Here is a 17132-nt window from a genome sequence, read left to right as displayed (position 1 = left end):
TCTAGAACGGGAAGCGGCTCCGGCCGTGCTGCACCGAGATCCATTTCTGGGTGGTGAAGGCCTCGACGGTGGCCTCGCCGTTGAGGCGGCCCAGGCCGGAGGCCTTCTCGCCGCCGAAGGCGGCCAGCGGCTCGTCGCCGATCGTGGAGTCGTTGACGTGGATCATTCCGGTCTCGATGCGCTGCGCGAAGCGGACGCCGCGTTCCACGTCCCGGGTGTGCACGGCGCCGCTGAGGCCGTACGGGGTGGCGTTGGTCAGCCGTACGGCCTCGTCCTCGCCGTCGAAGACCACCAGCAGCGCCACCGGGCCGAAGATTTCCTGGGCCAGCAGCGGGGAGTCCTCGGGGAGCCCGGCCAGCACGGTGGGCTCGACCAGGTTGCCGCGCGTAGAGCCCCGTACGAGGGCCGTGGCGCCGGCTTGCACGGCCTGGTCGACGAGTGCGGTCAGGGCGTCGGCCTGGAAGGAGTTGATCAGCGGGCCGATCTGCGTGTCGGCCTCGCGCGGGTCGCCCGTCTTCAGGCCCCGCACGCGGGCGGTGAACTTCTCGGTGAACTCCTCCGCGACGGCCGCGTCGACGAGGATGCGGTTGGCGGCCATACAGACCTGGCCCTGGTAGACGAACCGGCTGAAGACGGCCGCGTCCACCGCGTAGTCGAGGTCCGCGTCGTCGAGGACGACCAGCGCGCTGTTGCCGCTGAGCTCCAGGACGGTCCGCTTGAAGTGGCGGGCGGCGACCGCTCCGACGTGGCGGCCGACGCGGTCCGATCCCGCGAAGGAGATCACCTTGGGGACGGGGTGCGTCAGGAGCGCGTCGCCTATCTCGGCGATGTCGGTGACCAGCACGTTGAGGAGGCCGGACGGCAGGCCCGCCTCCTCGAAGATCTTGGCGATGAGCCCGCCGCCGACCACCGGGGCGTTCTGGTTCGGCTTGATCACCACCGCGTTGCCCAGGGCCAGCGCCGGGGCGACCGACTTCAGGGTGACGAGGAAGGGGAAGTTGAAGGGGCTGATCACGGTGACGACGCCGACGGGCAGGCGCTGGACCCGGTTCTCCTTGCCCTCGACGGGCGAGGCGAGGATCCTGCCCTCGGGGCGGACGGCCAGCTGGAGGGCCTCGCGGATGAACTCCTTGGCGAGGTGGACCTCGTACTCGGCCTTGGGACGCGTCCCGCCGAGCTCGTCGATCATCGCCTCGACGATCTCCTTCTCGCGCTCCTCGGTGATCCGCAGGGCGCGTTCCAGGACCTCGCGTCTGATGTAGGGGCTGGTGGCGGCCCATTCCCTCTGCGCCCGTTCGGCGCCGCGGTAGGCCTCGTCCACCTGCTCGACCGTGGCGACGGTGATGGCGGCGAGCTTCTCGCCGTTGTAGGGGTTGACGTCGATGATGTCCCACGAACCGGTACCGGCCAGCCATTCGCCGTCGATGTACTGGTGAGCCAGGTCGCTGAATATGGACATGCCATCCCTTACTGCGAGCGCGCACCCGTGCGCTGCACCGGAGACCGATCGGTCGTCATGCACTGATCAGACGTCATACTACGTGCGAATCAAGACAGTTGAAGGAGGCCGCGGAGAAGATCCCGGGTCCGGTCCGGGTCCGGGCAGTCGTCCTGAAGTCGTCGCATCGCCCTCTCGTACTGCCCCACTTCCTCTTCCTTGTCCAGGTAGAGGGCGCTGGTGAGCTGTTCCAGATAGACGATGTCCTGGAGGTCGGACTCGGGGAAGCGCAGCAGGGTGAAGGCTCCGCTCTCGCCCGCGTGGCCGCCGAAGGAGAACGGCATCACCTGGAGCTGGACGTTGGGCCGCTGGGAGACCTCGATGAGGTGCTCCAGCTGGCCGCGCATGACGTCGCGGTCGCCGTACGGGCGGCGCAGCGCGGCTTCGTCGAGGACGGCGTGGAAGACCGGGGCGTTCTCGGAGACGAGGACCTTCTGGCGCTCCAGGCGCAGCGCGACGCGGCGGTCGATCTCGGCGGCGGTGGCGCCGGGCATGCCGCGGCTGACGACGGCGTGGGCGTAGGCCTCCGTCTGCAGCAGGCCGTGCACGAACTGGACCTCGTAGATGCGGATGAGCGAGGCGGCGCCCTCCAGGCCGATGTAGGTCTGGAACCATCCGGGCAGCACGTCGCCGTAACTGTGCCACCAGCCGGTCGCGTTGGCCTCGCGGACCAGTCCCAGGAGGGACTCGCGCTCGGTAGTGTCCGTGACTCCGTAGAGCGTCAGGAGGTCCTCGACGTCTCTGGCCTTGAAGCTCACCCTTCCCAACTCCAAGCGGCTGATCTTCGATTCGGATGCGCGGATCGAGTAGCCGGCCGCCTCACGGGTGATGCCGCGGGATTCTCGGAGTCGCCTGAGCTGGGAGCCCAGGAGGATGCGGCGCACCACAGAACCGCTTGCTTCTGCGGTCACTAGTACTGCCCTCCCCATCGCATTGGCGTGCGCGTGGTGTGCGCGTGCGTCGCGGGGCCCCCGTACCCCAGGGGCCGCAGTCTGCCACCAAAACGCATCGGCCCGTACTCGTTCTGTAACGGAATTCGGCGTCCCGCAAAAGAAGTCCGTAAGTATGCGTAGGAAGAAATGAGCAAGAACCGTCACGGGAGCGGACAGGTCCGGCGCGTGCACGTGCATCTGCCCTTGCATCCGGCTCCGCCATTCGGAACGATGGTCCCCGCGCACCTGCGTGCTCCTCGCGCCGGCGCACGGACCCACCCCGCAGTTCTTTCTGGACGGACACGACCGCTCCGTCCGCGAATCCCGGGAGTGCCTCGCATGGGGACGAATGGATCGACCATGCTCGAGCCGTTACGGCAGGGGCTGCCCCCGGTCGACCCCACGGCTGTCTCCGGGTCCGCTTCCTGTGCTCTGCCCGCCCGCTTCGAGGCGGTGCGGGGCGCCCGTACCTTCACCCGTTCCACGCTGTCGCAGTGGGGTCTCGACGACCGCTTCGACGACGTGGCCCTGGTCGTCTCCGAGCTCGTCACCAACGCGCTGCGCCACGCCCTGCCCGAGGACTCGCGGCGGCCGGCCGCGGAGGCGGAGCCGCCGGTACGGCTGCACCTGATGCGGTGGAGCACCCGGCTGGTGTGCGCGGTGCGCGACCCCAGCGAGGACCGGCCCGGCGGGGCCTTCTCACCGGAGCGCACGGAGGAGAACTTCGACCTGGAGTCCGGGCGCGGGCTGTTCCTGGTGGACTCGTACAGCGACAGCTGGGGCTGGCACCCGCTCGCGGGGCGGCTGACCGGCAAGGTGGTCTGGGCGCTGTTCCTGCTCCAGGACTGAGCCGCTCCGAGGCCGAACGGCCCTCAGTTCCACGAAAACCGGCCGGGATTGATCGTTGCGATCATTCCCGGCCGCTGCACGTGCATGGCTTGATGGATGCGCCGTTCCCTCAGCTGATCAGGTGATCGAACTCGCCGTCCTTGACGCCCAGGAGCAGGGCCTCTATCTCGGCCGGCGTGTACACGAGTGCCGGTCCGTCCGGAAAGCGTGAGTTGCGCATGGCGACGTCGCCGCCGGGCAGTTTCGCGAACTCCACACAGGATCCCTGTGAGTTGCTGTGCCTGCTCTTCTGCCAGGTCACTCCGTCGAGTTCTGCAGCTGCCATCCCGTTGTACGCGTGGTCCACAGGAAGCCCCCGATAGTGCAGATGTCAACTGCACCGGATCATAGCTGTGTTCAAGGGCGCATGCATGGGCAGATGCACGTGCACGCGGGGTGCTCCCTTGATCACAGACAGGCCCGGACGAAGCCCCGGTGAAGCTCCGCCGAAGGTCAGACGAAGGCCGGCCCGGGTTCGGTTGCAGATCACCCTCACGGGCGAAGCGCCTCCGACACCTCGTCCAGCGAGCCCAGGAGCTGCTCGGCGGCCCCGCGCAGCACCCCCGGCGCGGGGCCCTCCCCGTCCGCCAGCACCGCCCGGACCGGGCCCCAGTACGGCACCCGGCGCTCCCGTACCGCCTTCGCCCCCGCCTCGGTGGCGGTGCGCAGTGCCTCGGCCAGGGCGGCCGCGCCCGGGACCGGATCGTGCGCGGGCTCCGGGATGTGGGCCTCCAGCAGCATGGCCCCGCGGCCGAGCGCGGCCAGGGCGTCCCCCGCACCGTCGGCGGCCGCGCGGGACAGTCCCCGGTGGCGCACCGGCTCCCCGGCGGCCCGCGCCACGGCCTCCTGCCAGGCGACCCGGGCGTCGCGGGCGGCCAGCAGGGCCTCGCGGACATCGGCGCGCCGGGCCCCGGCCGGGTCGGCGTACTGGCCGACGACGGCGGCCGCGTACCGCCCGTCGGCCGCGATCCAGTCGGCGAGGCGGGTCCGCAGCCGCGGGGTCTCCCAGGCCGGGTAGAGGGCGTACGCGACCATCGCCAGCAGCCCGCCGACCAGGGTGAGGGCGACCCGGTCGGGCACGGTCTGGTCCCAGCGGACCCCGCCCATGCCGAGCAGGAAGACGACGTACGCGGCGACGCAGGTCTGCGCGACGGCGTACCCGGTGCGCATCAGCACGTACATCAGGCCCGCGCTGAGGACGGCCAGGAAGCCGGACAGGTACATGCCGGGCTGCGCCAGCTGCACGATGCCGGTGGCGACGGCGACCCCGAGGAGGGTGCCGCAGAAGCGGGCGACCGCGCGCGAGTAGGTCTGGCTGAAGTCGGGCCGCATGACCATCACGGAGGCCATCGGGGCCCAGTAGGCGTGGCCGAGCGGCAGCGCGTGGCCGATGGTCAGGCCCGCGCAGGCCACGGCGGTCACGCGCAGGGCGTGGCGCAGGACCGGGGACCCGGGGTGCAGTTCGGCCCGTACGGCCTTCAGCACCAGCGGGGCGAGCTCCGGCAGGGTGGGGCGCAGCATCGACTCGCCGGGGTCGGCCGTGCGCCCGGATCCCGGCTCGGCGGTCTCCAGTACGTCGTCCAGCAGGGCGGCGAGCCGGCGCGCCGCCCGCAGGGGCGCGCCGGTGAGGAGGTCCGGCGTATCGGGGGACTTGAGGACCGCGAGGTCCGGCGCGGGCAGGCGGACGGGGTCCCCGTGCCGGATCGCGTGCGCGGCGGCGTCCAGGACGGCTGCCGCCGCGGCGAGCAGTTCGCGCACCCGGTCCCGCCCCGGGCCCTCGGCGGGCGCCCCGACGGCCGGATCGGCGAGCGAGGCCAGCACGGGCCGGATCCGCTCCGCGAGCCCCCGCGCCCCGTGCAGCTCGGAGGGGCGGCGCCGGGCCTGCCGCGGCGTCACCGTGGCGGCCGCCCGCGCGCGCATCAGCGGGGCCGGGTCGAAGGAGGCGACCGGGTCCTGGCGCAGCCGGCGGGCGTAGTCGGCCTCGGCGGCTAGCGCGTCGGCGAGGGCGTCGCGCTGGGCGCCCCAGCGGCGGACCGGGAACAGCACGATGAGCGCCGCCTGGACCACCCCGCCGGCGGCGATCATCGCGGCGTGCCCGGCGGCCTGCGGCACGGAGGTGGGCAGGGTGACGGTGACCAGCATGATCGCCACGTTGCCGGAGGCGATGATCCCGGCGGTGGGGCCGGCGGCCCACAGGAGGCCGGCCAGGAAGGTCCAGACGGCGAGCAGGGCGAGGAAGAGCGCGGTGTGCGAGGAGCCGACGAGGTAGCCGACGAAGGTGGAGACCGCCAGGGTCAGACCGGAGGCGAGGGCGAGGACGGGGCGCGGGCGCCAGCTCTGCTGGAAGGTGGCGACGGCGGCCATGAAGGCCCCGAAGGCGGAACTGGCCGCGGATCCGGGGCCGAGGAGGGCGAGGCCGGCGCCGATGACGATCGCGAGCCCGGCGGCTGCGCGCAGCGCGACGAGCGGCTCGAGCCGGGTCCGCTCGACCGCCATGCCCGACCGGGCGGTGTCCTTCAGCGCCCGGAACCAGCCCATGCCGCCGAGCGTAACCTTTTTGTCCTGATCGCTCCGGATCGACCACCGCACCCCTGCGGGCTGGATTGCCCGGAGGGCAATTTCAGCCCCGCCGGCGTTTGAGGCGCGGGGTCCGGGGCGGAGCCCCGGCAGCGGCGCCGCGGCGGCGCCCCCACCCGCACCACCCCGCGCTAGCGCGGGAGCGGCTTGCCGCGGCGCCCGACGTGCGCGGCGTCGGCCGCCGCCGTGCCGTCCTCCCAGCCCGCGAGGTCCGTCGCCCCGCGCAACCGCGTCGTCGTGGTCCGCGGGAACATCTCCTCCGCCCGCGAGGTCACGGCCACGTCGCGGGCCACCAGCGCCGGCAGGTTGTCCGGGGCCTCGCTCGCCGTGTGCTCGGCGGTCTCGGCGAGCCGCTGGCCGAGCCGGCTGGCGTAGGCGAGCAGGAAGGACTGCCTGAAGGTCTTCGTCCGCTTGCGCCCGCCGGACCGCTGCGCGGCCTCCGCGCGGGTCATGGCGGCCGTGCCCTGCACGAGCAGCGAGGTGTACAGCAGTTCCACCGCCTCCAGGTCGCTCTCGAACCCGACCACGGTGGAGAACTCGAGACCGCTGTTCCACACCGCCCGGCAGCGGTTGGCGGTGGCCACCGCGTCCAGGAGTACCGCCTTGGCCTCCTCGTACGGCGGCTCGACGCCGATCCGGCAGGCCGCCGGGGCCCGGGCCGGGACCTTGCCGCTCGCCGCGAGCAGGGCCTCATCCACCGTGTGCCGGGCCATCAGCTCCTGGGCCTTGGCGCTGAGGGCCTCCGCCTCCTCCGCGAAGGTGGTGGCCTCGGCCTTGGCGAGCAGGGCCCGGATGCGGCCGAGCATGCGGGGCTCGATGTGCGCGTGCTCCAGGGCGTCGGCGGCCGGGTCCCCGGGGACCGGGCCCACCGGTTCGATGGAGGGCAGCCGGATCAGCAGCCGGAACACCTCCAGGACGGCGGTGGCCAGCGTGAACCGGTCCGCCCGTTCCCGCTGCGCGAGCCCGTCCGCGTACTGCTCGTCGCCCGGCCACCACACCTCGGCGTCGGTCCACCGCTCGGGGAGCCGGGCGTAGCGGCGCGCCTCGGCGGCGATCAGGTCGCCGGTGATCCGCAGGTGGCGGTCGTCCAGGTCCCGCCGCACCAGCCGGAGCACGTCGGCCGGCCGCCAGCCGCGCTCCCAGGCCTGCCGTACGTACGCCTCCCCGCGCGCGAGCAGCTCCCGCCCGACCCCGCCCCACCGCGTCGGCTCGGCGACGAGCACCGAGGCCCCCGTGTCGAGACCGGCGTCGTCCTCTGCGTAGAGTGCGGCGGCGCAGGCCCGGTCGACGGTCTCGGCAAGGTTTCTCACCCGTTCAGCTTGGCATGTCCTTTGCGGGGGCTCCGCCCCGGCAACGGGGGCGCGGGCGGGACACGGGGCACGGTTGCGCGGGAGTGTCAGACCCCGGTGGGAGACTCGCACTCGTGAGCGAGCACGCCAACCGGTGGGCCCTCGCCGAGGACGGCGATGGGTCGTGGCTCGCCGCGCCCGTGGACCCGGGCGGCGGGTCCGGGATCGGCGTCCGCGACCCCGCCGAGGCCGTGCGCGCCGCACCACCCGGCACCCGGTGGGTCTGGCCGTCCACGGCCGCCGTGTACCCCCGCCTGCTAGCCGCGGGCGCCCGCGTCGAGCGGTGCCACGACATCGAGGCCGCCGAGCTCCTCCTCCTCGCCCACGAGGGCCGCTTCGGGGAGCCCCGCTCGGCGGCCGCCGCCTGGGCCCGGCTCACCGGCACCCCCGTACCGCCCGACCCCCCGCAGCGCGCCGCCGAGCGCGGCGCCCAGGACTCCCTCTTCGACCCCCGCCCGGCCCCGCTCCCCCTCGACGCCCTGATCGCCGTCCACGCCGACCAGGCCAGACGCCTCGACGCCACCGCCCACCCCGACCGGATGCGGCTGCTCGTCGCCGCCGAGTCCGCCGCCTTCCTCGTGGCCGCCGAGATGAACCGCGCGGGCCTGCCCTGGCGGGCCGACGTACACCGCGCCCTGCTCACCGAGCTGCTCGGCGAGCGCTACGCGGGCGGCGGCGAGCCCCGCCGCCTCGCCGAGCTGGCCGACCGGGTCTCCGCCGCCTTCGGCCGGCGCGTGCGCCCCGACCTCCCCGCCGACGTCATCAAGGCCTTCGCCGAAGCCGGGATCAAGCTCAAGTCCACCCGCCGCTGGGCCATCCAGGAATTGGACCACCCGGCCGTCGAGCCGCTGCTCGAGTACAAGAAGCTGTACCGGATCTACACCGCCCACGGCTGGAGCTGGCTCGCGGACTGGGTCCGCGACGGCCGCTTCCGCCCGGAGTTCATCCCCGGCGGCACCCTCACCGGCCGCTGGGTCACCAACGGCGGCGGGGCCCTCCAGATCCCCAAGGTGATCCGCCGGGCCGTCGTCGCCGACCCCGGCTGGCGGCTCGTCGTCGCCGACGCCGACCAGATGGAGCCGCGCGTCCTCGCCGCGATCTCCCGCGACCCCGCCTTCATGGAGGTGGCCGGCCGCCCCGAGGACCTCTACACCGCCGTCTCCCGCCAGGGCTTCTCCGGCGACCGCGACAAGGCGAAGCTCGCCGTCCTGGGCGCCGTCTACGGGCAGACCTCCGGCGACGGCCTCAAGAACCTGGCCGCGCTGCGCCGCCGCTTCCCCCGGGCCGTGGCGTACGTGGACGAAGCGGCGAAGGCCGGCGAGGAGGGCCGGCTCGTACGGACCTGGCTGGGCCGCACCTGCCCGCCGCCGGCCGGGGCCCCCGAGGAGGGGGAGGCGGGGATCCCGCAGGAGCAGGAGGAGGGCTACACCCCGAGCTACGCCTCCACCAACACCCGGGCCCGCGGCCGGTTCACCCGCAACTTCGTCGTACAGGGCAGCGCCGCCGACTGGGCCCTGCTGCTGCTCGCCGCCCTGCGTCAGGCCCTAGCCGGCATGCGGGCCGAGCTGGTGTTCTTCCAGCACGACGAGGTGATCGTGCACTGCCCCGCCGAGGAGGCCGCGGCCGTCGCCGAGGCGATCCGCACCGCCGCCGACCGGGCCGGCCGGATCGCCTTCGGCGACACCCCGGTCCGGTTCCCCTTCACCACGGCGGTCGTGGAGTGCTACGCCGACGCCAAGTGACGGCGCGCCCGGCCCGCACCCCCCGCACCGCCCGTACCGCCCCGCTCACTTGGCGAAGGTGATCAGCGCCTCGCTCGTCACGATGGACTTCAGCTGCTCGATCGTCAGCGCGGGCTCCGCCCGGGTCGCGGCCGTGCTCTGGTTCTTCGAGTTGTACGCGGAGACGATGATCCGGCTGCCGTCCGGACGCAGCGTGTCCACGATCCACCGGACCACCCCGGCGCCGCCCTTCTCTCCGGGCTCCTGCTTCACCACCATCTTGGTGCCGTCCGGCAGCGTCGTGTACCCGGCGTGCTCGAAGTACTGCGCGACGGCCCCGTAGGCCTGGTTGCCCCGCTGGACCTCCACCTCGACCAGCGAGCGGCCCTTGCCCTCGTCCAGCACGACGTAGCCCTGGTCCCCCTGGCCGCCCCCGCCGACGACGGGAACCCCGAACCACTTGACGCGCTCCTCCAGGACTTCCCGGACCGCCCGGCCCGAGGCGGGCGGCGCGACCTGCTGCGCGCCCGCCGAGCCGGTCGGCGCCGGCGGCAGGTCCTGGAACACCGGAAGCCACAGCGGGGAGGTCGCGAAGCTCTTCAACTGGGCCGGGCTGAGCGGCGGGTTGGTCCGCGAGACCGGCGCGCCCTTCTCGGCGGCCGCGTTCCACTCCTGTACGTCGACCTGGTAGCCCGTGGCGGTGACCAGCACCGCCCGCCACAGCTTCGTCTCCTCCCGGCGGTCCGGGTACTCGTAGCCCTGGTAGGTCAGCAGCCGCGTGCCGGCGTCCAGTTCCTCGACCTTGCAGGAGTCGAACTCGCGGAGGTTCTCGTCGGGGCACTCCAGGATGCGGCTGCCCGCGACCTCCTCCGGGCTGACCCGCTGCAGGGAGACGCCGATCGCCGACTTGCCCTTCCCGTCGTCGTACACGCCGGAGACCATCGGGCCCGGCTCGTCGCCCGTGCCGCGCGCCGTGGTCTGGGAGACCTCTCCGCCCGGCAGCAGGCTCTTGAGCACGTCGATCAGCTGGTCGGCCGAGACCGCGCCCGTGCCGATGCGCGACGTGGCCCCCTTGGGGGCCCCCGAGGGCGACGCGGCGCCCGAGCCGGAGGCGGCCACGGCGCTCGCACCGGAACCGGGGCCGTCGATCAGGCCGCCGGACCAGGCGCCGACCGTGCCGATCGCGGCCAGGGCGAGGACCGATCCGCCGACCACGGCGGCCCGGCGGCGGGCCACCAGCCGGCGGCCGCGCCGCTCCCCGGCGTCCACGAGGGCACGCCGGTCGGTGGTGAAATCATCCCCCGCACGCCGGAGGGCTTCGCCGAGCTCGTCTTCAAAGGACATGGGGAACCAGACCTTCCGTTTGATGGGTGTGCAGAACCACGGGACCGGCCGGACGGCCGAATACGACCTCAGAGCCCCGCGAACTCGGCCAGGCTGCCGCCCAGTTGCTCGCGCAGCCGGCCCAGCGCCCGCGAGGACCTGGTCCGGACCGCCGCCGAGCTGACGTTCATCGCGTCGGCCGTCTCCTCGACGCTGCGGTCCTCCCAGTACCGCAGCACCAGCACGGCCCGGTCCTTGGGAGCCAGCCGCCCCAGCGCCTCCAGCAGCGTCAGCCGCAGCGCCGGATCGCCTCCGCCGGCCGCCGCCGGGGCCGTCGTGTCCGAGTCGGGGAACTCACCGACCGGGCGCTCCCCGGCCGACCGCCGGCGCTGGTGGGTCAGGAAGGCCCGTACCAGCACCGTCTGCGCGTACGCCGCCGGATTGTCGATGCGGGAGATCCGTCCCCAGAGCAGGTACATCCGCCCCAGCGTCTCCTGCACGAGGTCCTCGGCGAGGTGGGTGTCCCCGCTCGCCAGCAGACAGGCCGACCGGTACAGATGCGCCGAGCGTCCTTCCGCGAACTCGCGGAACCCGTCTCTGCGACCCTGCCGCATGTACTCCCCCTCGCATCCGTCTCACCTCGTTGACGCGATGGGCCGCCGGAATGTTTCACGAATTCGGTCAACCGATGAACACGCAAGTGCCACCATTGAGCCATGTCGGGTATGCGGGGGGCGAACCCCGCGCCTTTGGGGCGCCTTGTACTGGACCGGTACGAGTTACTTGAGCACTTCCCGGGAGGCATGGCAGAAGTCTGGAAGGCCCGCGACCTGCGGCTGGACCGCACCGTCGTCGCCAAGTTCCTCCGCGTCGCGGACCGCGGCACCCATGCGGCCCGGCGCTTCCTGCGCGAAGCCAGGATCCTCGCGGCCATAGACGATCCGCACATCGTCCGCATCCACGACGTGGACGAGACCGAGATAGCCGGTTCCTGGCACCTCTACCTGATCACCCAGTTCATCGAGGGCCGCACCCTGCGCGCCGCCGTCCCCAAGGGGCACCGGCTGCCCGTGGCCCAAGCCTTGGCCTGGGCCGCCCAGTTGTGCGACGCGCTGGTCCCCGTACACGCCCGGAACCTCGTCCACCGCGACGTGAAACCCGGAAACGTCATGGTCCGGGAGCCCGCCGAGCGGCTGATCCTGCTCGACTTCGGCATCGCCCGCTCCTACACCGCCGTCGGCGAGCTCGGGTACGCGGCCGGGGTGACCGCCACCGGCCAACTCCTCGGGACCCCCGAGTACATGGCGCCGGAGCGGTTCCTCCTGGAGCCCGTCACCCCCGCCACCGACCTCTACTCCGTCGGCTGCGTCCTGTTCGAGATGCTCACCGGCCGCCAGCCCTACGTCTCCCACGGGGACTACGGCGCGCTGGCCAAGCAGCACTGCCACGCCGTGGTGCCCACCGTCCGCGAACTGCGCCCCGAGGTGCAGCCCGCCGTGGACGTCCTGGTGACGCGGTTGCTCGCCAAGAACCCGGGCCACCGCCCGGCCGACGCCCGGGAGATGGCCGCGCTGTTCCGCGCCCTCAGCGCGGCGGCCACCCCGGTGCCCACCGTGCTCGCCTCCCCGCACGGCCCGCCGCCCCCGCCCCCGCCGCCCGGGCCGCCGGCCGACCCTGCGGCCGAGGTCGAGGCCCGGTGCAACGCCGTGCTGGAGGCGGTGTCCGACCCCGTCGAGCGGGTCAGCCGGCTCGGCGAGGTCCTCGACTACGCCTCCGGCGTGCTCCCCTCCGACCACCGCGGCGGCTGGCTCGTCGTCCTGCACCTCGCCCAGGCCCTCGCCCGGGCCGGGCAGCCCTCCAAGGCGGCCGACCGGCTCGCCCCGGTCGCCGCGCGGGCCCGCCAGGTCCTCGGAGCCGATGACGAACTGGCCCTCGTGTGCTCCCTCAACCTGGCCCGCTACCTGGGCGAGGCCGGGCACGCCGCACTGGCCGCCCAGCACCTGCTGGAACTGCTCACCGCGGTCGCCGGAGTCCTCTCCGCCACCGACCCGCGCATGTCGGAGATCCGCTATGACCGGGCCCGCTGGCTGGCCGCCGCCGGAGAACAGGCCCTGGCTGCCGCTGAGTTCGAGGCGCTGTACCAGGACCACCTGACGGCGCACGGCCCCGACGATCCGAAGACCGTCCGGGTGTGGGAGCTGATCACCCGCGACCAGACCACCTGACTGCACCTCACCTCACCGCACCGCCACCGTTCCCCTGGGGAGGGATGACGAACATGGCCGACATGTACGACCTCAACGCGATCCGGGACAGCTTCTTCGCCAGCCAGTCCAAAAAATCCACCGGCCAGCAGGAGGTCTACGTCGACCGCGACGGCAAGGTCCGCCTCGGCACCGGCGGCGAGGACGACGCCCCGCTGTCGAGAGTCCCGCAGAGCACCTTCGCCGCGCTCGGCGCCGAGGCCCGGCTGGCCCGCGAGTACGAGGTCGTACGGACCAAGTTTCCCGCCAACACCTACTACGAGGACGCCCCCGGCGCCGAGGGCTGGGTCTACGAGATCACCACGATGTTCAACCGGACGTACGTGATGTGCGCCCACTTCAACGGCACCGAGTACCAGGTGCGCCTCATCGAGCCCGAACTGGAATCCCTGCCCAGCCACGACGCCCACGGCGTGCACCTCTACGGCAGCGGGCTGATCTGCCTCTCGGAGCGGCCCGGCTCGGGCCAGCCCACCCTCCAGGACGCCTACGCCCGCTCGGCGGCCTGGGCCCTGGGCGTGGACTTCGTCGAGATGGGCCACCCCTTCCCCTTCAACCGCAAGCAGTAGCAGCCCACCCGGAGCGGAAGGGACCGATGCCGTGCTGCCCGTACACGTCTTCGACTACGTGATCGACCAAGTGGGGAAGGACATCGGGCGGACCAGGCCCGAGCAGGGCGGCGCCCTGCTCGGGCTGCGCGGCCGCGACGTGCTGACCGGCTTCGTGCACGACGCCCACGCGCAGGTCACGCGGGTGGAGTACAGCAACACCGGCTGGCTGCTGGAGGAGATCGGCCGCCAGGAGGCGGCCGGTCCGATCCGGTTCAAGGGCATCGTCCACTCGCACCCGCGCGGCATGCCCCACCCCTCCCAGCAGGACCACCGCGAGTACGGCCGCACCCTGGACGCCGTCCCCGACCTCGGGCGGTACATCGCCCCGATCGTCACCCACGACCTCACCACCCCGCTCGAACGCCACGAACTGGGCATCGAGAACGCCCGGATGTCCTTCTTCGGGGCCATGTGGACCGCCCGCGGGGTGCAGCTCCAGCCGCTGCGCCCGGTGGTCGTGCCCCTGGCCGCCACCCTCCGGGAGGCCGGGATCTCCTGGTCCGACGCCTTCCCGCTGACCTGCGTGGTCGGCGGGGTGGCCGGCGTACGGGTCCCGCTGCCGCGCGGCCGGTCCGGGGCGCGGCGGTACCTCTTCGCCACCCCGGACTTCCCGGTGACGGCGCCGCTGCTGCTGGAGGAGGCCGGGGCCGACGGGCGGCATCCTGAGTTGCTGGTCAGCGAGTTGCCCTGGGACCACCGGGTGCCGGAGCGGGAAAGGCTCCGGGAGGCGCTGCGGAAGGCCGGTGGGGGCGCGGGTGCCGGGGCCGCTTCCGGTGCCGTCGAGTCGTTCGCCGCCGGTCCGGGGCGCCAGGACGCGCTCCCGGGCGACCAGGGCGACGGCCCGTCCCCCCTGCCCTCCCCGGCCGCCCAGCCCTCGCTGCCCGACCCACGCGCCTCCGCGGCCGGGCCCGTGGCCGTTCCGCCGCCCGGCCCCGCGCCCTCCTCGGTCTCCCCCGAAGCCGCGGCCCGTCCCGCCGAGCGGCCCCCCGGGCGGATCCGCCGGCTCACCATGCGGGTCGGGATCGGCCGGACCAGGGCGGCCCGCGCGGGGTTGTTCGCCCGTACCAGGGGTCTGCTGTCGCCCACCCTCGCCGACAGCCACGTCCTGCTCGTCGGCGTCGGCTCCGTCGGCAGCTACCTCGCCGAGGTGCTGGTCCGCTCGGGGGTCGGCAGGATCACCCTGGTCGACCCCGACCGCGTGGAGCCCGCCAACCTGGGCCGTTCGATGTTCGACTCGCGGGACATCGGCCGGAACAAGGCCAAGGCCACCGCCCGGCGCCTGAAGCGCGTGAACCGGCGCCTGCGGATCACCGTCCTCAAGCGCGAGGTCGCCGCCCTGGACAACCACAGCTGGCAGCAGCGGATCTCCGACGCCCACCTCGTCATCGCCGCGACCGACGACAACCACGCCCAGCAGCGCCTCAACCACCTCGCCTACTTCGTCGGCCGCCCGGCCCTCTTCGTCGGGCTGTACGAGGGCGCGGCGGGCGGGGAGGTCGTGTTCACCACCCCCGGATCCCCCTGCTGGATGTGCGCCACCGGCGGGGTCCGCGAATCCCTGGGCGAACTGGGCCAGCCGCGCACGGACTACGGCACGGGCCGGCTGTTCGCCGTACCGGGTCTGCTGACGGACATCCACCACCTGACCGCGGCCGCGGCGAAGATCGCGCTGGCCCTGCTCCACCCGGTGGGCGGCCACGACCGGATCGGCGGGTTCCTGGCCACCCCGCTCCACAAGGACCTCTCCCTGGCGCTGTTCGCCATGGAACCCGACCACTGGTTCTTCCCCCGGGTGCTGGGCGAGGTCCCCGGGCAGTACGCCTTCCAGAGCATCTGGCCGCGCACCCACCGCCGCCCCGACTGCCCGGTCTGCGGCGACCCCTCACTGCGCAGCGACCCCCGCGAGTGGGACGGCCACGGCGACGAAGCGGAGATCACCCGGCGGCAGAAGCAGGCGTACGAGGAACGGCAGCGCGGCCGCAACGCCGGTGCTTCCGGGGGCCGCCACCGCTGAATCGGAACCCCGGAAACGGACGGCGAACAGGAACGGGAACAGGAACAGGAACAGGGGACAGGTAGAGGGGACATGGCCGACGAGAAGACCGAGGCGATGCGCCGCGCCCGCGAGGCCCGGCTCAAGTACGGCAAGCCCCCGGACGGCCCGCCCGTGCCTCCGAAACCTCCGGCGACACCCCCGCCGCGCCCGGCACCCCAGCCGCGCCCGGCACCCCCGGCTCCGCCGCCCCCGCGCCCCGCGCCGGAGCCGGCCCGCACCCCGGATCCGGTCTACGTCAACCACACCCCGGCCCCCCGGTCCCGGGCCGGGCTGGGCGCCCTGGCCGGGGCGGGCCAGACCGGCGCGCTGGTCCTCCTCCTCTGGCAGATCCTCGCACTGACCCACTGGACGCTCCCGTTCGAGAAGGCCCGGGAGCTGTCGGTGCACTGGCAGGCCCCGTTCGAACTGGCCGCACGGGAGACCGCCTGGTCCGAATACCGCGAACTCCGCGACCTCGTGCTGTTCCAGGGCCCCGGCCGGGCCCACCCGTGGCTGTACCCGGCCTGCGCCGTCCTGCTCCTGCTCGTCGTCCGGGCGGCGAGGACACCGGTCGCGCTCCAGGGCCTGCTGGGCTCGGCCGTGGCGCTCTACGGTCTCGCCGCGCTGGTGGCGACCGGGCCGGCGCTGCTCCTCCTGTGGCCGCTGACCGCCGCGCTGCTGCTGCTCAGCGCGGGCTTCCTGTACTGGATCCGGGTGCGGGAGTAGCCCGTCAGCCGAGGTCGTGGAAGTAGACGTGGAACTCCTCGCGGACGAAGCCCTCCGCCTCGTACAGCCCCTGCGCGACGCGGTTGTCGTACGCGGTCTCCAACTGCACCCCGGACACCCCGGCCTCGCGGGCCCGGCGCAGCACCTCGCGCAGCAGCGCCCGGCCCGCGCCCGTACGGCGGCCGGAGGGGGCGACGTACAGGTCGTTGAGGATCCACGCGGTGCTGAGGGTGAGCGAGGAGAAGGCCCGGTAGACCTGTGCGAAGCCGACCGTGCCGGCGCCCGGCACCTCGGCGAGCAGTACGAGCGACTCGTCCTTGCGGATCCGCTCCGCGAGGAAGGCGCACGGGCCCTGCGGATCCTCGACGTCCACCTCGTAGAAGTCCAGGTAGCCGCGGAACAGCTCCGCCGCCACGTCGAGGTCCGCCTCCCCCGCAGTGCGCACGGCGACCCCGGGATCAGCCGACCGGGACTCCCCTTCGTGCTGTGCTGCCGTCTGACCGTTCATGTGCGTCTCCCTCGTCCACGTACCGCTCCCGCGCGCCGTGATCCATTGTGCGCGGGAGCCGAGAATCCCCTTCGGCGGCCCTACGCTACGGCGGGGGCCGGCAGGGGACCGGCCCGGATCGGGGGGTAACGATGACACCGCTCGGCATCACCGTCGCGGCCGGCTGCGCCGCACTCGTCCTGCTCGTTCCGCTCTGGCTGATCACCACCCGCAACCGGCTGGTCCGGCGCCGGGGCCGGGTGGACGACGCCTGGGCGCGGCTCGACGTCCAGCTCAGGCTGCGCTACGACCTGGTGCCGAGCCTCGTCCGGGCCGCCCGGGCCCACGCCGCCCACGAGCGCGACACCCTGGAGGTCGCGGAACGGGCCCACGAGGCCGCGCTCGGCGCGTCCGGCCCGGCCGACAGGGCCCGGGCCGAGGTCGCTCTGCGGAGGGGGGTGCGGGGGCTGCTGGCCCTCTCGGCGGCCTACCCGCAGCTGCGGGCCGACACCGGGTTCGCAGGGCTGCTGCGGCAGTTGGAGGCCACCGAGGACCGGACCGCGTACGCCAGGCAGTCCTACAACGACGCCGTGTCGGCCTTCAACACCGCTGTCGGACGCTTCCCGGCGCGGTTCGCGGCCGGGCGGCCGGGGTTCCGGGCGTGCGAGCCCTTCCTGACGGCGGAGGGCGGGTCCGGCCCGTCGATGGTCCGGTTCTAGAG

The 17132-nt window shown here is 73.4% G+C and carries 15 protein-coding genes; 7 read left to right on the top strand and 8 right to left on the bottom strand.

Annotated elements, in window-relative coordinates:
- Nucleotide 1: 1 nt before the first annotated feature.
- Entirely contained in the window at nt 2-1459 is a 1458-nt protein-coding gene (locus ACFTXQ_RS09855) for an aldehyde dehydrogenase family protein (RefSeq protein WP_382637802.1), read from the bottom strand.
- Between the two features lie 89 nt (nt 1460-1548).
- The gene (locus ACFTXQ_RS09850; protein ID WP_382637800.1) at nt 1549-2427 is read right to left on the bottom strand and encodes a helix-turn-helix domain-containing protein; all 879 of its coding nucleotides are present in this window, start codon (nt 2425-2427) and stop codon (nt 1549-1551) included.
- 342 nt (nt 2428-2769) lie between these two features.
- On the opposite strand from ACFTXQ_RS09850, the gene ACFTXQ_RS09845 reads away from it, so the two are divergent.
- The gene (locus tag ACFTXQ_RS09845; protein ID WP_382637797.1) at nt 2770-3279 is read left to right on the top strand and encodes an ATP-binding protein; all 510 of its coding nucleotides are present in this window, start codon (nt 2770-2772) and stop codon (nt 3277-3279) included.
- Between the two features lie 109 nt (nt 3280-3388).
- On the opposite strand, the gene ACFTXQ_RS09840 is transcribed toward ACFTXQ_RS09845, so the two are convergent.
- The 3 genes from ACFTXQ_RS09840 to ACFTXQ_RS09830 all read right to left on the bottom strand — a co-directional run bounded on the left by ACFTXQ_RS09840 (nt 3389) and on the right by ACFTXQ_RS09830 (nt 7205).
- Nucleotides 3389-3625: a DUF397 domain-containing protein gene (locus tag ACFTXQ_RS09840; protein ID WP_112450436.1), complete on the bottom strand. Its 237-nt coding sequence runs from the start codon at nt 3623-3625 to the stop codon at nt 3389-3391.
- A gap of 185 nt (nt 3626-3810) precedes the next feature.
- Nucleotides 3811-5856: an FUSC family protein gene (locus ACFTXQ_RS09835; protein WP_382637794.1), complete on the bottom strand. Its 2046-nt coding sequence runs from the start codon at nt 5854-5856 to the stop codon at nt 3811-3813.
- A 170-nt stretch (nt 5857-6026) separates the two neighbouring features.
- Nucleotides 6027-7205 (bottom strand): DUF2786 domain-containing protein, encoded by a 1179-nt coding sequence (locus tag ACFTXQ_RS09830; RefSeq protein WP_382637792.1) that lies wholly within the window; start codon nt 7203-7205, stop codon nt 6027-6029.
- Between the two features lie 14 nt (nt 7206-7219).
- Here ACFTXQ_RS09830 and ACFTXQ_RS09825 point away from each other — a divergent pair, with 14 nt between their 5' ends.
- Nucleotides 7220-8986 (top strand): bifunctional 3'-5' exonuclease/DNA polymerase, encoded by a 1767-nt coding sequence (locus ACFTXQ_RS09825; RefSeq protein WP_382637789.1) that lies wholly within the window; start codon nt 7220-7222, stop codon nt 8984-8986.
- 45 nt (nt 8987-9031) lie between these two features.
- Here the strand turns inward: ACFTXQ_RS09825 and ACFTXQ_RS09820 are convergent, their stop codons facing one another.
- Nucleotides 9032-10309 carry a hypothetical protein gene (locus ACFTXQ_RS09820; RefSeq protein WP_382637787.1) on the bottom strand — a complete coding sequence of 426 codons (1278 nt, stop codon included), beginning with the start codon at nt 10307-10309 and terminating at the stop codon, nt 9032-9034.
- A 68-nt stretch (nt 10310-10377) separates the two neighbouring features.
- Nucleotides 10378-10902: a SigE family RNA polymerase sigma factor gene (locus ACFTXQ_RS09815; RefSeq protein WP_382637784.1), complete on the bottom strand. Its 525-nt coding sequence runs from the start codon at nt 10900-10902 to the stop codon at nt 10378-10380.
- Between the two features lie 189 nt (nt 10903-11091).
- Between ACFTXQ_RS09815 and ACFTXQ_RS09810 the strand changes: the two genes are divergently transcribed.
- The 4 genes from ACFTXQ_RS09810 (at nt 11092) to ACFTXQ_RS09795 (ending at nt 15924) form a co-directional block, all read left to right on the top strand.
- Nucleotides 11092-12513, top strand: coding sequence for a serine/threonine-protein kinase (locus ACFTXQ_RS09810; RefSeq protein ID WP_382637782.1), 1422 nt, complete (start codon nt 11092-11094; stop codon nt 12511-12513).
- Nucleotides 12514-12557: 44 nt separating this feature from the next.
- On the top strand, nt 12558-13121 hold the full coding sequence (locus ACFTXQ_RS09805; RefSeq protein WP_382637780.1) for a hypothetical protein: 564 nt from the start codon (nt 12558-12560) through the stop codon (nt 13119-13121).
- A 31-nt stretch (nt 13122-13152) separates the two neighbouring features.
- The gene (locus tag ACFTXQ_RS09800) at nt 13153-15177 is read left to right on the top strand and encodes a ThiF family adenylyltransferase (RefSeq protein ID WP_382637777.1); all 2025 of its coding nucleotides are present in this window, start codon (nt 13153-13155) and stop codon (nt 15175-15177) included.
- A gap of 72 nt (nt 15178-15249) precedes the next feature.
- Nucleotides 15250-15924 carry a hypothetical protein gene (locus ACFTXQ_RS09795; protein ID WP_382637774.1) on the top strand — a complete coding sequence of 225 codons (675 nt, stop codon included), beginning with the start codon at nt 15250-15252 and terminating at the stop codon, nt 15922-15924.
- A 4-nt stretch (nt 15925-15928) separates the two neighbouring features.
- On the opposite strand, the gene ACFTXQ_RS09790 is transcribed toward ACFTXQ_RS09795, so the two are convergent.
- On the bottom strand, nt 15929-16432 hold the full coding sequence (locus tag ACFTXQ_RS09790) for a GNAT family N-acetyltransferase (RefSeq protein WP_382637771.1): 504 nt from the start codon (nt 16430-16432) through the stop codon (nt 15929-15931).
- Between the two features lie 131 nt (nt 16433-16563).
- Here ACFTXQ_RS09790 and ACFTXQ_RS09785 point away from each other — a divergent pair, with 131 nt between their 5' ends.
- Nucleotides 16564-17130, top strand: a complete 567-nt coding sequence (locus ACFTXQ_RS09785) for a LemA family protein (protein ID WP_382637768.1) — start codon at nt 16564-16566, stop codon at nt 17128-17130.
- Nucleotides 17131-17132: the final 2 nt, after the last annotated feature.

The sequence above is a fragment of the Streptomyces sp. NPDC057010 genome, assembly GCF_042673805.1.
Classification (GTDB): Bacteria; Actinomycetota; Actinomycetes; order Streptomycetales; family Streptomycetaceae; genus Streptomyces.
The sequence above is the reverse complement of the archived record's forward strand: the minus strand, read 5'-3'. Positions and strand labels throughout refer to the sequence as shown.

Coding starts and splice junctions, on each gene's coding strand:
- ACFTXQ_RS09855 (WP_382637802.1), bottom strand. CDS start 1,459: ATGTCCATATTCAGCGACCTGGCTCACCAGTACATCGACGGCGAATGG.
- ACFTXQ_RS09850 (WP_382637800.1), bottom strand. CDS start 2,427: ATGGGGAGGGCAGTACTAGTGACCGCAGAAGCAAGCGGTTCTGTGGTG.
- ACFTXQ_RS09845 (WP_382637797.1), top strand. CDS start 2,770: ATGGGGACGAATGGATCGACCATGCTCGAGCCGTTACGGCAGGGGCTG.
- ACFTXQ_RS09835 (WP_382637794.1), bottom strand. CDS start 5,856: ATGGGCTGGTTCCGGGCGCTGAAGGACACCGCCCGGTCGGGCATGGCG.
- ACFTXQ_RS09825 (WP_382637789.1), top strand. CDS start 7,220: ATGTCCTTTGCGGGGGCTCCGCCCCGGCAACGGGGGCGCGGGCGGGAC.
- ACFTXQ_RS09820 (WP_382637787.1), bottom strand. CDS start 10,309: ATGTCCTTTGAAGACGAGCTCGGCGAAGCCCTCCGGCGTGCGGGGGAT.
- ACFTXQ_RS09815 (WP_382637784.1), bottom strand. CDS start 10,902: ATGCGGCAGGGTCGCAGAGACGGGTTCCGCGAGTTCGCGGAAGGACGC.
- ACFTXQ_RS09810 (WP_382637782.1), top strand. CDS start 11,092: ATGGCAGAAGTCTGGAAGGCCCGCGACCTGCGGCTGGACCGCACCGTC.
- ACFTXQ_RS09805 (WP_382637780.1), top strand. CDS start 12,558: ATGACGAACATGGCCGACATGTACGACCTCAACGCGATCCGGGACAGC.
- ACFTXQ_RS09795 (WP_382637774.1), top strand. CDS start 15,250: ATGGCCGACGAGAAGACCGAGGCGATGCGCCGCGCCCGCGAGGCCCGG.
- ACFTXQ_RS09790 (WP_382637771.1), bottom strand. CDS start 16,432: ATGAACGGTCAGACGGCAGCACAGCACGAAGGGGAGTCCCGGTCGGCT.
- ACFTXQ_RS09785 (WP_382637768.1), top strand. CDS start 16,564: ATGACACCGCTCGGCATCACCGTCGCGGCCGGCTGCGCCGCACTCGTC.